The 12,555-nt window shown below is 72.1% G+C and carries 12 protein-coding genes and 1 tRNA gene; 6 read left to right on the top strand and 7 right to left on the bottom strand.

The window, feature by feature from the left end; translation table 11 throughout:
* Positions 1-61: 61 nt before the first annotated feature.
* The 4 genes from ACJ6WD_RS06640 to ACJ6WD_RS06625 form a co-directional block, all read right to left on the bottom strand.
* Positions 62-406, bottom strand: coding sequence for a rhodanese-like domain-containing protein (locus ACJ6WD_RS06640; RefSeq protein ID WP_016570509.1), 345 nt, complete (start codon positions 404-406; stop codon positions 62-64).
* A 10-nt stretch (positions 407-416) separates the two neighbouring features.
* A complete protein-coding gene (locus ACJ6WD_RS06635; RefSeq protein ID WP_233657224.1) occupies positions 417-1,379 on the bottom strand; it encodes a hypothetical protein in 963 nt (320 codons plus the stop codon).
* A 162-nt stretch (positions 1,380-1,541) separates the two neighbouring features.
* Positions 1,542-3,011: a DUF2252 domain-containing protein gene (locus ACJ6WD_RS06630; protein ID WP_376555563.1), complete on the bottom strand. Its 1,470-nt coding sequence runs from the start codon at positions 3,009-3,011 to the stop codon at positions 1,542-1,544.
* 283 nt (positions 3,012-3,294) lie between these two features.
* The gene (locus tag ACJ6WD_RS06625; RefSeq protein WP_407615286.1) at positions 3,295-4,488 is read right to left on the bottom strand and encodes an ABC transporter permease; all 1,194 of its coding nucleotides are present in this window, start codon (positions 4,486-4,488) and stop codon (positions 3,295-3,297) included.
* A gap of 169 nt (positions 4,489-4,657) precedes the next feature.
* On the opposite strand from ACJ6WD_RS06625, the gene ACJ6WD_RS06620 reads away from it, so the two are divergent.
* The gene (locus ACJ6WD_RS06620; protein WP_331247496.1) at positions 4,658-5,092 is read left to right on the top strand and encodes a MarR family winged helix-turn-helix transcriptional regulator; all 435 of its coding nucleotides are present in this window, start codon (positions 4,658-4,660) and stop codon (positions 5,090-5,092) included.
* A gap of 121 nt (positions 5,093-5,213) precedes the next feature.
* Here ACJ6WD_RS06620 and ACJ6WD_RS06615 read toward each other — a convergent pair whose 3' ends face one another.
* On the bottom strand, positions 5,214-5,576 hold the full coding sequence (locus ACJ6WD_RS06615; RefSeq protein WP_016574483.1) for a helix-turn-helix domain-containing protein: 363 nt from the start codon (positions 5,574-5,576) through the stop codon (positions 5,214-5,216).
* A 124-nt stretch (positions 5,577-5,700) separates the two neighbouring features.
* Here ACJ6WD_RS06615 and ACJ6WD_RS06610 point away from each other — a divergent pair, with 124 nt between their 5' ends.
* Positions 5,701-6,351, top strand: coding sequence for an FMN-dependent NADH-azoreductase (locus ACJ6WD_RS06610; RefSeq protein ID WP_233657228.1), 651 nt, complete (start codon positions 5,701-5,703; stop codon positions 6,349-6,351).
* A gap of 178 nt (positions 6,352-6,529) precedes the next feature.
* Here the strand turns inward: ACJ6WD_RS06610 and ACJ6WD_RS06605 are convergent, their stop codons facing one another.
* Entirely contained in the window at positions 6,530-7,795 is a 1,266-nt protein-coding gene (locus tag ACJ6WD_RS06605; protein WP_407615285.1) for an MFS transporter, read from the bottom strand.
* A gap of 98 nt (positions 7,796-7,893) precedes the next feature.
* Between ACJ6WD_RS06605 and ACJ6WD_RS06600 the strand changes: the two genes are divergently transcribed.
* Complete coding sequence (locus ACJ6WD_RS06600) at positions 7,894-8,877, top strand: LysR family transcriptional regulator (RefSeq protein WP_407615284.1); 984 nt, start codon at positions 7,894-7,896, stop codon at positions 8,875-8,877.
* Between the two features lie 133 nt (positions 8,878-9,010).
* Here the strand turns inward: ACJ6WD_RS06600 and ACJ6WD_RS06595 are convergent.
* Positions 9,011-9,094 (bottom strand) — tRNA-Leu (locus tag ACJ6WD_RS06595).
* A gap of 455 nt (positions 9,095-9,549) precedes the next feature.
* Here ACJ6WD_RS06595 and ACJ6WD_RS06590 point away from each other — a divergent pair.
* From ACJ6WD_RS06590 to ACJ6WD_RS06580, 3 genes are all read left to right on the top strand, one after another.
* On the top strand, positions 9,550-10,368 hold the full coding sequence (locus ACJ6WD_RS06590; RefSeq protein ID WP_016574846.1) for a DUF3662 and FHA domain-containing protein: 819 nt from the start codon (positions 9,550-9,552) through the stop codon (positions 10,366-10,368).
* Positions 10,369-10,378: 10 nt separating this feature from the next.
* The gene (locus tag ACJ6WD_RS06585) at positions 10,379-10,906 is read left to right on the top strand and encodes an FHA domain-containing protein (RefSeq protein WP_233657231.1); all 528 of its coding nucleotides are present in this window, start codon (positions 10,379-10,381) and stop codon (positions 10,904-10,906) included.
* Positions 10,907-11,038: 132 nt separating this feature from the next.
* Positions 11,039-12,547, top strand: coding sequence for a PP2C family serine/threonine-protein phosphatase (locus ACJ6WD_RS06580; protein WP_233657232.1), 1,509 nt, complete (start codon positions 11,039-11,041; stop codon positions 12,545-12,547).
* Positions 12,548-12,555: the final 8 nt, after the last annotated feature.

Genomic DNA, 12,555 nt, shown 5'->3' with positions numbered 1-12,555 from the left:
CGCGCCCACGCCCCACCCGCCACCGGGCAGCGGAGCCAGAAGGACGTCTCGACCAGCGGGTCTAGATGACCGCGCCCGCGCCGCCCTTGCCGTCCGACACCGGACGCCCGGCGGCCTCCCACGCCTGCATGCCGCCCGCGACGTTCACCGCGTCGACGCCCTGCTGGATCAGGTACTGCGCGACCTGGGCCGACCGCCCGCCGACCCGGCACAGCACGTAGATCTTCCCGTCCGCGGGCGCGGCCTCCGTCAACTCTCCGTAACGGGCGACGAATGCGCTCATCGGGATATGCAACGCCCCCTCGGCATGCCCCGCCTCCCACTCGTCGTCCTCGCGGACGTCCAGAAGAAAGTCCTCGGGCGTGAGGGCGTCGACACCGACCGTGGGCACAGAACCGAAATGCATGCTCCCGACGCTACCCGACCAGCTGAGCGAGGTACGCCTCGCGTTCCCGGAGGTCGGCCAACAGCTTCTCGGCGATCTCGTCCAACAACGCGTCCGGGTCGTCCGGCGCCATCTTGATCATCGCGCCGATCGCACTGGTCTCCAGCTCCGCGGCCACGGACGACAGCAGTTCCTTGCGCTCGGCCAGCCACTCCAGCCGGGCGTAGAGCTCCTCGCTCGCGCTCGGCCGCCGCTCCACGGGCGCCGGCCCGGCCTCCCACTCCCGCACCAGCTCCCGCAGCAACTTCTCGTCGCCCCGCCCGTACGCGGCGTTGACCCGCGCGATGAAGCCGTCCCGCCGGGCCCGCTCCGCATCGTCGCGCGCCAGGTCCGGGTGCGCCCGACGCACCAGATCCCGGTAGATCTTGCGGGCCTCCTCGCCGGGCCGCACCTTCGGCGGCGGCTGGACCGGCTGGTCGGTCAGCATCGCCTGCGCCTCGGGGAACAGCCCCTCCGAACCGAGCCAGCCGTGGAACAACTCCTCCACCTGCGGCATCGGCAGCACCGACGCACGGGCCTCACGGGCCTTGCGGATGTCCTCCGGGTCGCCGGTGCGCGCCGCCACGGCCTCCGCGATCTGCGCATCCAGCTCGTCCAACCGCGCGTACATGGGGCCGAGCCGCTGGTGGTGCAGCCGGGAGAAGTTCTCCACCTCCACCCGGAAGGTCTCCACCGCGATCTCGAACTCGATCAAGGCCCGCTCAGCCGCCTCCACGGCCTTCGCCAACCGCCGCGTCGCCTCGTCCTGCGCATCCGCGGCACCGGCCGCGCCCTCCGGCCCCCCACCGGCAGCGGCCGACCCCCCGCTCCGCTCCGCGCCCGGCACCTCCCCGCGGGCGTCCGCCGCCCCCGGTTCGGCCGGGGCACCGGGTGCCCCCGGTACATCCGGTCGGTCCTGGCCGTCCTGCGCGTTCTCCGCGTGCGAGTTCGTCACCCGGTCAGCGTACGGCCCTGCGGGAACTGGGCACCGGGCCGCACCTGAAGCATCCGGGTGGGGCCCCCTCCCCCCCTCCCCTCGCCCACCCACCCCCACCGCTCCCGCCAAAACCCCCTCGCCCCTCGCCCCCTCGCCCCCTCGGCCCCTCCTACAGCCCGCTCACACCCCGCTCTCCGCCGCCACCCGCCCGCTGCGGATCGCCGCGACGAGGTCCGCGTGGTCTGCTTCGGTGCGGTTCGCGTAGGTCACCGCGAAGGCCGCCATCGCTTCGTCGAGTGCCTCGCCCTTGCCGCAGTAGCCGGCTATGACGCGCGGGTCGGCGCTGTGTGCGTGGGCGCGGGCCAGGAGGGCGCCGGTCATGCGGGCGTAGTCGTCGAGCTGCCCGTCGGTCAGTTGGGCGGGGTCGACGCTGCCCTTGCGGTTGCGGAACTGCCGCACCTGGAACGGCAGTCCCGCGCCCGCACCGTCCGGTGTCGCCGCAGCCGTGTGTGAGGTGTCGTCGGCCTGGCCGGGTATGCCGTGTGCCGTGTTCTGGCGCACCGTGGTCCAGCCCAGCAGCAGGTCGCTGACGACTTGCATGCGTCGCTGGCCGAGCACCACGCGTCGTCCTTCGTGTTCCGCCGGGGGTGAGGGGAAGCCGGCTTTGGTGACGTAGGGCGCGAGTACGGAGCGGCGGGCCTCTTTCACCTGGAGGACCAGGGGCTCGCCGCGGTGGTCGAGCAGCAGCACCACGTAGGAGCGCAGTCCGACGCTGCCGGTCCCCACGATGCGGAAGGCGACGTCGTGCACGGCGTACCTGGCGAGCAGCGGCAGTCGGTCGTCGGGGAGGGTTTCCAGGTAGCCGGCGAGCGAGGCCGCGACGGCCGTCGCTTCGGCGTCGGGTATCCGGCGCAGGACGGGTGGTGCGTCCACGAAGCGGAGTCCGCCGTCGGGTCCGCGCTCGGTGGATTTCGCGGCGAAGCGCGCGCTGGTGTTCTTGCGGGCCTTGGCTTCGACCCGTTCCAGCGTGCCCAGGAGGTCGCGGGCGTCGGTGTGCGAGACGAGTTCTTCGTCGGCGATGGCGTTCCACGCCTCGGTCACCGGGAGCTTGGCGAGCAGCCGCATGGTGCGTCGGTAGGCGCCGGCGGCGTCCTGGGCGGCGGCCCGGCAGGCGTCGTCGTTGGCGCCCGCTTCTCGGCCGGCCAGGACTATCGAGGTCGCGAGCCGTTTGACGTCCCATTCCCAGGGGCCGTGGACGGTTTCGTCGAAGTCGTTGAGGTCGATGACCAGGCCGCCGCGGGCGTCGGCGTAGATGCCGAAGTTCGCGGCGTGCGCGTCGCCGCAGAGTTGGGCGCCGATGCCGGTGACGGGGCTTTCCGCGAGGTCGTGGGCCATGAGTCCGGCTGAGCCGCGGAGGAACGCGAAGGGGCTGGCGGCCATGCGCCCGACGCGTATCGGCGTCAGTTCGGGCAGTCGCCCGGCGTTGGATTCTTCGACCGAGGCGACCGCGTCGGGCCGGGCGGTCGTGAGCCGCAGGGCGGCCTGTTCGGCCCGGGGCAGCCGTGCCCGCAGTTCTCGGCCCACGGCCTTGGCCGACGGCCCTTCTTCGTCCGCCCTTGCGAACCCCGGTACGTATGGCACACGCGACATGGCGGGCCACCTCCCCCTTCACGCCCCTGGTTTCGCGCGGCATCCGCGGTGCGTGTCGGTGCACCGGGATCCCCCGCATCCGTCCGGCTCGCCGGGTGTTTCCGGCTTGCTGGTCGATGACGTTACCGATGTTCGGCGGGTGTCCGCCGGGCCTGTGGATAACTTTCGGATGCGGGGGAGCAGTTGCCGGGGAGCGGGAGCGGAGAGCGGGGACCGCGCGGGCGGCGGCGGGCGGCGGCGGGCGGCGGGCGGCTGCTGAAGGCCCCGCGCGGCGGCCGCCCGCCTACACCCCGACCGCCTCTTCCATCTCCTCCTCCGCGTCCGTCTCCCCTCCTGCTGCGGAGTGTGCCGGGGCCCGTCCGGGGGCGGGGGCCCGTTCGGGCACCGTGGCCGCCACTGCGGCGGCGGCCACGGCTCCGGCGTGGGCGATCGCTTCGGCTTCGGCGGTGCGTCGGCGGTTTTCGGCGAGTGCCGCCACGCCGACGGTCAGCAGGCCGACGACCAGCCAGCCGACGAGGGTCCAGACGTGTCCGGCGAGGCCGTGGTCGGCGAAGTAGACGTGGCTGCGGGTGCCTTCCACGAAGCCGGCGCCGTTCCAGAAGGAGTGCAGGGCGGCGAAGAAGCCGTTCTGCATCTCGGGCCGGAAGATGCCGCCGGAGGAGGTGAAGTTGAGCATCACGAACAGCGTCATGACGCCGAGCGTGGTCCATCGCTTGAGGAAGGTGTGCAGGCCGGTGCCGATGAGGAGGATGCCGGCCGAGTAGAGCCAGGCCAGGCTCCACAGGGCCCACAGGCCGTGGTCGACGAGGTGGAAGACGGGGCCGGCGAAGAGCGTGCCGATGATGCTGACGACGAAGGAGGTGCCGATCGCGAGGGCGGCGCGCAGGCGCATCGGGAGGACGGCGCCGGCGCCGCCGATCACGGCGACCGAGGCGTAGGAACCGATGCTGATGGCGACCAGCAGGAAGAAGATGCCCTGCCCGGTGGGGTCGTTCTCGGCGGTCGGTGCGATGTCGGTGACCTTCAGCGGGGCGCCTTGTTGGGCGGCGAGCGGGGTGAAGACCTTCTGGACGACGGTGGCGCTGGTGTCGGATCCGGCGGTGGCCACCAGGAGTTCGGGGGTGCGCGGTGCACCGGTGCCGGTGGCCTTGGCGCCGGCCAGGTAGGCGCCGAAGACGTCCTGGTCCTTGAGTTGCTCGATGGCGGTGGCGCGGTCGGGGACGGTGCGTGCTTCGAGGGTGCCGTGCGTCTCGTCGTTGAGTGTCTGGGCGAGGACCTGTGCGTGGGTGCCGGTTCCGACGATGGCGACGGGCAGGTGGTGCGGTGCGGGGTTGGCGAAGGCGCCCAGGTAGGCGAGGCCCATCCCGATGCACATCAGGAGCGGGGTGAGCAGGTGGGTCACCACGTGGCGCAGGTCGGCGGCGCGGGTGGGGTGCCGGTCGCTGTGGTGGTCGGGACGTCGTCGGTCCGCGGTCATGGGCAAGCCTTCTTCGTGGTCGTCCGGGGCCGGTCGTGGGGCGGTCCGGTCGTCGTCGTTCAGCTGTGGCCAGGGGTGGTGGCTCCGGTGGGTGGGGCACTCAGTAGTTGGCAATTACAACCCTCGCGCCACGTTGTACTATACAACTAGTTCACCGAAAGGCAACTCCGTGACCCACCGCGACGACTCCGTAGAGACCATCCAGCAGGAGATGACCGCGTTCGCCCGGCGCGCCCGCGCGACCGCCGCCCGCATGCACCCCGAGCTGTCCCTGGTCTCCTACACCCTGCTCGCCCACCTCGACGACCAGCAGGGATGCCGCGCCACCGACCTCGCGGCGCACTACTACCTGGACAAGTCCACGGTCAGCCGACAGATCGCAGCGCTGGAGAGGCTCGGCTTCGTCGAGCGGCGCATCGATCCGGACGACCACCGCGTCCAGGTCCTGCACCCCACCGCCGAGGGCGCCCAGGTGCTCGCGAACGTGACCGCCAGCCGACGCAAGGCGTTCCACGAGCGGCTCGCCGACTGGCGCGAGGAGGACCTCGACCGCTTCGCCTCGTACCTGGTCCGCTACAACGCCGCCCAGGAACGACTCGGCTGACGCACCGCGAACGACCGACGCCCCGGGAGCAGGGGTGCGCCCAACGGGGCGACGGCACTGCCCCTCAGCCCCACAAGAGCCGCGCCCTACGGCCCCCGCCAGCCCCCGGGCCGCCCCGCCGCTACTTCCGGAACCGCTCCGGACACTGCCCGCCCTCGACGAGGTAGGTCTCGGCCCAGCGCCCCAGTTCCACGAGGGCGGGCTCCATGGCGCGGCCGGCCTCGGTGAGCCGGTAGGAGACGCGCAGCGGCGGACCGGCGTCGACCTCGCGGACGACCAGGCCGGTCGCCGCCAGCTCCATCAGGCGGTCGGAGAGCATCCGCTCGCTGATGCCGGTGATGGCGCGCCTCAGGTCGGCGAAGTGAACGGGCCCGGGCATCAGGGTGGCCACGATCAGACCCGTCCAGCGCTTACCGAACAGCTCGAAGACGCGCGTCATACCGCCGTCGACCTGCCTACACACCGCTTCGTCGTGGTCCGCCATGCCTCCAGAGTACCGTCTTCCCGTTGGCTACTGCGGAAAAGTAAGTTCCTGTGCTATGAATAGTGACATACGGAATTCAACTAACGGCCGGTCCCGCCCGGCCCCGTAGCGAAGGACCGATCCCATGGCCACGCTCCTGCTCATCGACTCGTCCCTCTTCCCCGAGGACGGCTCCGCGTCCCGTTCGGTGACCGCCGCGTTCCGCAAGACCTGGGAGGAGCAGCACCCCGACGGCACCGTCATCCACCGCGACCTGGCCGCCGACCCGCTGCCCCACCTGGATGCCGTCGGCGCCTCCGCCGGCTTCTCCGACCCGGCCACCCACTCCCCGGAGCAGCAGGCCGCGTTCGCCCTGCGCACCCAGCTGGCCGAGGAGTTGGAGCAGGCCGACGCCATCGTCATAGGCGCGCCCATGTACAACTTCACGATCCCCTCGACCCTCAAGGCGTGGCTCGACCAGGCGATCATCATGGGCCGCACCGCCGGCGAGAACGCGTCGGTGAAGGGCAAGCCGGCCGTCGTCGTCGCCAGCCGCGGCGGCTCCTACGCGCCGGGCACCCCGCGCGAGTCCTTCGAGTACGTCCAGAACTACCTGGAGGCCGTCCTCAACGGCGCCTTCGGCCTCGACGTGGAGTTCATCGTGCCGGAGCTGACCATGGCCCCCGCCAACCCCGCCATGTCCGAGCTGGTCCCGCTCTTCGAGACCTCCCGCGCCAAGGCCCACGAGCAGGCCGAGACCAAGGCCAAGGAACTGGTCGCGCGCCTCTCCGCCTGAGCGGACGGCGCACCGCCCGACGGGAGCCCGGCCCGGAGACCGGCACCACACCGCCGACTCCGACGCGCACGCCGGCACACCGCCCCCGTCGGGCACACCGGGACGCGCCGCCCGGGGCAGCGACCACGCGCCCCGCGGCCCGTAGTTGCCCGCCCCCGGGCGGCACGTCCCGTACGCCTCACCCGGTGCTCGCCGCTCCCCTGGACGGGGCCCGGCCCAGCACCACGGTCAGCAGCGCACCCACCACGAGCGCGCCGCCCAACCAGATGACGCCACCGGCCCCCCAGCCGTCCGCGGCCCGCCCGCCGACCAACGCCCCCAGGGCGATGGCCGCGTTGAACACCGCCACGAACAGCGCGGAGACCGCCTCCCGCGCATCCGGCGCGGCCGCCATCAGCCAGGTCTGGGTGCCGACCGACACACCCCCGTAGGCCAGGCCCCAGAGGGCCACCATGACCGCGGCGCCCGGCACGCCCGCGGCGTGCCCCATCGGGGGCACCAACAGGACCGCGGTGGCCAGCACCGCGCAGATGGCCAGCAGTGCGGCCCGCGGGACACGCGCCGCGGCGGCGCCGCAAGCGAAGTTCCCCGCCAGCCCGGCGACCCCGAAGGCCAACAGCACGCTGCCGATCTGGCCGGGCTGCGCGCCCGCCACCTCCTCCAGGACCGGACGCACGTACGTGTACGCGGCGAAGTGCCCCGTCACCAGGAGCGCGACCAGGGCCAACCCGGTGCACACCGGGGGCCGGCGCAACAGCTCCAGTACCCCGCCCAGCCGTACCGCGCCGCTCGCCTCCAGCCGTGGCAGCAGGACGGCCAGGGCACCCGCCACCACCGCGCAGACCCCGGCCATCGCCACGAACGCCGTGCGCCAGCCCGCCAGTTCGCCCACCAGGGCACCGGCCGGCACGCCCAGGACGGACGCCGCCGCGACCCCGCTGAATATCAGGGCCGTGGCCGCCGCCACCCGCCGCTCCGGGACCAGCCGCACCGCCAGCCCCGAGGCGATCGCCCACACCCCGCCCATCCCAAGCCCCACCAGCACCCGGGCCACCAACAGCACCACAACATTCGGCGCGTACGCCGCCAGGAGGTTCGCCACCGCCAACGTGCCCATCAGGACGGCGAGGACGGCACGCCGGTCCCGGCGTCCGATCAGCAGCGTCAACACCGGGGCGGCGACCGCGGCGACCATGCCGGTGACGCTCACCGTCAGCCCGGCCGTCCCGTCCGTCACCCCCAGGTCCCGACCGATCGGCGTCAGCAGTCCCACCGGCAGCAGCTCCGACGTCACCACCGTGAACGTCGCCGCCGCCGACGCCGCTACCGCGGGCCACCCACCGCCCCACGGCCGCCGCAACTCCCCCGCAGCCGCCGCCGCTTGCCGGTCCGCAGCCGTGTCCGCGGCGCCCGCGACGCGCTCCGCACTCTCGCTCTTCGCCATGGCGCCCACCCAACGCCCCGCAGCGCCCGGGAACAACAGTGAACCCCTCACCCTTCTATGAGCAGGACTCATCGATCGACCGCACCGGGAAGGGAGTCATGAGCGGCCCGACCACCCGCAGCGGCCCGATCGGCGCCGGCGGCCTCGAACTCCGCGAGCTGGAGTGCTTCCTCGTGCTGTCCGAGGAACTGCACTTCGGCCGCACCGGCACCCGCCTCTACGTCTCCCAGAGCCGGGTCAGTCAGCTGCTGCGCTCCCTGGAGTCCCGGATCGGGGCGCGCCTGGTGGACCGCACGTGCCGCCGGGTCCGCCTGACGCCCCTGGGCGAGGAGTTCCTCGCCTCCCTGCGCCCCGCCTACGACGCCCTGCGCGCCACGGTGGAGAGCGCCCGGTCCGCCGCCCGCGGCGTCGAGGGCCGGCTCGCCGTCGGATTCCAGGGCACCGCGGACGACCAGATCATGCAGGCCATCGGCACCTTCCACACCCAGCACCCGCGGTGCACCACGGAGATCGTGGAGATCCCGCTCTGCGACCCGTTCAGCGCGCTGCGGAGCGGGGCGGTGGACGTGGCGGTGCTGCTGCTCCCGGTCACCGAACCGGACCTCGTGCTGGGCCCGGTGTTCTCGTCGCAGCCGCTCACCGTGGCACTGTCCGTGCGGCACCCCCTGGCATCCCGCACGGCCGTCGACGCCGAGGAGCTGACCGCGTTGCCCCTGATCTCCCCCGACGAGCCGGCGCCACCGTACTGGCGCACCGCGCAGGCGCCCACCACCACGCCCGGCGGCCTGCCCATCCCGGCCGGCCCCCGGGTCAGCACGCTCCAAGAGGGCCTGACGCTGACCGCGGCGGACCGGGGCGGGATGCTGCTGTGCCGACCGACGGCGGACTACCACGGGCGCCGTGACGTCGTCTTCGTTCCGATCACCGGGCTCCGGGAGTCGGTGCTGGGGGTGGTGCACCACGCGGCACGGGAAACCGCCCGGGTCCGCGCCTTCACCGCCGCCGTGCAAGCTGTGACGGCAGTCACTTCACCACCCGCAGGACACCCCGAACGGGCAAGCGCGGCGGGCGATGTGACGTAGGACTCACGTCGCGGTGCTCACGTGACCGGGCCCACTTCGCGCCCGCACCGCACGGCGGTCGACCCGCGGAACTGCGGACACAACGCAAGACCCCCGGTCTCCGGATTTCTCCGGAGACCGGGGGTCTCATCTGTGCGCGAGGGGGGAGTTGAACCCCCACGCCCTTTCGGGCACTGGAACCTGAATCCAGCGCGTCTGCCTATTCCGCCACCCGCGCATGGGTGCTGCCGGTTTATTCTCTCACGCGATCCGGGCCGTTCGGTCCGGGTCTTGCGGGAGCGCCTTCCGACATCGAGAACATTAGCACGGTGTCGGGGGTGACTTCACACGCCTTTCCCCCGGCCACGGGCCTGCGAGGGGCGGGGCGGCACTCACGGACGGCCGCGCGCGTTCCTCGGAGGGGCTCCCGGGACACTGGCCGGAGTCGGCCCCCGCCCCCTCGGGCGGATGGGCGGTTGCGGGACACTGGTATCGGGGCACATCTACGATCGCAGTGCACTGCAAGCGGCCGAAGGAGAGCGGCAGGAGGACGACGGACACCGGGCAACCCTGTGGTGGGCGACACTCGTCCTCCAGGCAGGAAAGGGGAACCAGCCGATTTCCCGGCGCGTGGATACGATCAGTAAGCAGTATCAGGACGACCCTGAGGAAGACTGAGGAAGGAGGTGCCCCGTGGGAGTACTGAAGCGCTTCGAGCAGCGTCTCGAAGGTCTCGTCAACGGCACCTTCGCCAAGGTGTTCAAGTCCGAAGTGCAGCCCGTTGAGATCGCCGGCGCTCTGCAGCGCGAGTGCGACAACAACGCCAGCATCTGGAACCGCGACCGCACGGTCGTCCCCAACGACTTCATCGTCGAGCTGAGCACTCCGGACTACGAGCGGCTGAGTCCGTACAGCGGGCAGCTCGGGGACGAGTTGGCGGGCATGGTCCGCGACTACGCCAAGCAGCAGCGCTACACCTTCATGGGCCCGATCAAGGTCCATCTGGAGAAGGCCGAGGATCTCGACACCGGCCTGTACCGCGTCCGCAGCCGCACCCTCGCCTCCAGCACGTCCCAGGACCGGCCCGGCCAGGCCGCGGCGGCCCGCGCCACCGGAGCGCCGAGCCAGCCCGGCGGCCACGTGGCCCCGCCCATGCCGACCTCGCCGCCGCCCGGTGCGCCGCCCGTGCCCCGGTCGACAGCGCCCGGCGCGGGACCGCAGCCGTACGCCCAGACCCGACGCTGGGTCGAGATCAACGGCACCCGCCACCAGATCTCGCGGTCCACCCTGGTGCTGGGTCGCAGCACCGACGCCGACGTGCGGATCGACGACCCGGGAGTCTCCCGGCGCCACTGCGAGATCCGCGTCGGACCGCCCCCCACGATCCAGGATCTGGGGTCCACCAACGGGATCGTGGTGGACGGGCAACACACCACCCACGCTAGTCTCCGCGACGGCTCGCGGATCGTCGTGGGCAGTACCACCATCGTTTACCGGCAAGCCGAAGGGTGAAGCGGGGCCAATGTCAGAGCTGACCCTGACGGTCATGCGGTTGGGTTTCCTCGCCGTACTGTGGCTGTTCGTCATCGTGGCCGTACAGGTCATCCGCAGCGATCTGTTCGGCACGCGCGTCACACAGCGCGGCGCCGCCCGACGCGGCGGACCCGAACCGCGCACCCAGCGCCAGGCCGCGCCCCAGCAGCAGCAGCGCCGCCAGGAGAGCGGCGGCCGCGGCGGGGGCCGGCAGCGGCGCGGAGCCCCCACCAAGCTGGTGGTCTCCGAAGGCACCCTGGCCGGTACGACCGTCGCCCTCCAGGGCCAGACGATCAGCCTGGGCCGGGCGCACGACTCCACCATCGTGCTGGACGACGACTACGCGTCCAGCAGGCATGCCAGGATCTACCCGGACCGTGACGGCCAGTGGATCGTCGAGGACCTCGGTTCCACCAACGGCACGTACCTTGACCGGACCCGACTGACGACCGCGACTCCGATTCCTCTGGGAGCCCCGATCCGCATCGGCAAGACCGTCATCGAGCTGCGGAAGTAGTACGACAATGAGCGAGCGGAGCGAGCGAGCCGTAACGGTCCACTCGGCGGACCCGGGCGTGCTCCCGACCGGAGGGTGGGCAGTGTGGCTCGACGAGACCGGCTGTACCCCGAGCCGACGGGTGAGGTGCGCATGAGTCTGTCGCTGCGCTTCGCCGCCGGATCGCACAAGGGCATGATCCGCGAGGGCAACGAGGACTCCGGCTACGCCGGGCCCCGACTGCTCGCCATCGCGGACGGCATGGGCGGCCAGGCCGCCGGTGAGGTTGCCTCCTCCGAGGTGATCTCCACGCTCGTCCAGCTCGACGACGATGTCCCCGGCTCCGACATCCTCACCTCGCTGGGCACCGCCGTGCAGCGCGCCAACGACCAGTTGCGGGTGATGGTCGAGGAGGACCCGCAGCTGGAGGGCATGGGGACGACCCTGACCGCCCTGCTGTGGACGGGCCAGCGGCTCGGCCTGGTGCACGTCGGCGACTCCCGCGCCTACCTGCTGCGCGACGGGGTGCTGACCCAGATCACGCAGGACCACACCTGGGTGCAGCGGCTGGTCGACGAGGGCCGGATCACCGAGGAGGAGGCCACCACCCACCCGCAGCGGTCGCTGCTGATGCGGGCGCTGGGCAGTGGCGACCACGTCGAACCGGACCTGTCGATCCGCGAGGTGCGGGCCGGGGACCGGTACCTGATCTGCTCGGACGGGCTGTCCGGAGTGGTCAGCCACCAGACCCTCGAAGAGACCCTGGCCGGCTACCAGGGGCCGCACGAGACGGTGCAGGAGCTGATCCAGCTCGCACTGCGCGGCGGCGGGCCGGACAACATCACCTGCATCGTCGCCGACGTGCTGGACGTGGACGGCACCGAGACCGCCGCCGGGCAGCTCAACGACACCCCGGTGGTGGTCGGCGCGGTCGCCGAGAACCAGCACCAGCTGAACGACCCCAGCACGCTCCAGACGCCGGCCGCCCGCGCCGCCGAGCTGGGCCGCCGGGACGCCCCGCCGGCTCCGGGAGGCGCCTTCGGGCCGCCCGGAAGCGGGGAGCCCGAGGTCGGCGGGGTGCCGCACGGCTCGTTCGGCGCGTTCACCGACGAGGACTTCCTCAAGCCGCGCCGGCGCGGCAAGTGGCTCAAGGCGTCGCTGTTCACCGTGCTCGCGCTGGGAGTGCTCGGCGGCGGGCTGTACGCCGGCTACCAGTGGACGCAGACGCAGTACTTCGTCGGCGCCAAGGACGACCACGTCGCGCTGTACCGGGGCATCAGCCAGGACCTCGCCTGGATCAAGCTCAACTCGGTCGACGAGGACCACCCCGAGATCGAACTCAAGTACCTGCCGGTCTACCAGCGCAACCAGGTCAAGGAGACCATCGCGGTCGACAACCGCAACCAGGCCAGCGACAAGGTGACCGAGCTCGGCAAGCAGGCCAACGCCTGCCAGGCCAAGGAGCAGCGGGAGGCCGCCGAGCGGGAGGCCGCGGCTGCCAAGGGCAAGAACGGCCAGAAGCCCGGCAGCAAGACGGGCACCCCCGCCGGAAACGGCGTGACCGGAGCCCTGTCCACCACTGCAGACCCCACCCCCACCCCCACTCAGACTCCCTCCGAGGAGCAGCAGAAGCTGGAGAAGAATTGCAGCACCCAGCAGTGAGGGCGTAG

Source organism: Streptomyces sp. VTCC 41912, from assembly GCF_045799175.1.
GTDB lineage: Bacteria > Actinomycetota > Actinomycetes > Streptomycetales > Streptomycetaceae > Streptomyces > Streptomyces albulus_C.
The sequence above is the reverse complement of the archived record's forward strand: the minus strand, read 5'-3'. Positions and strand labels throughout refer to the sequence as shown.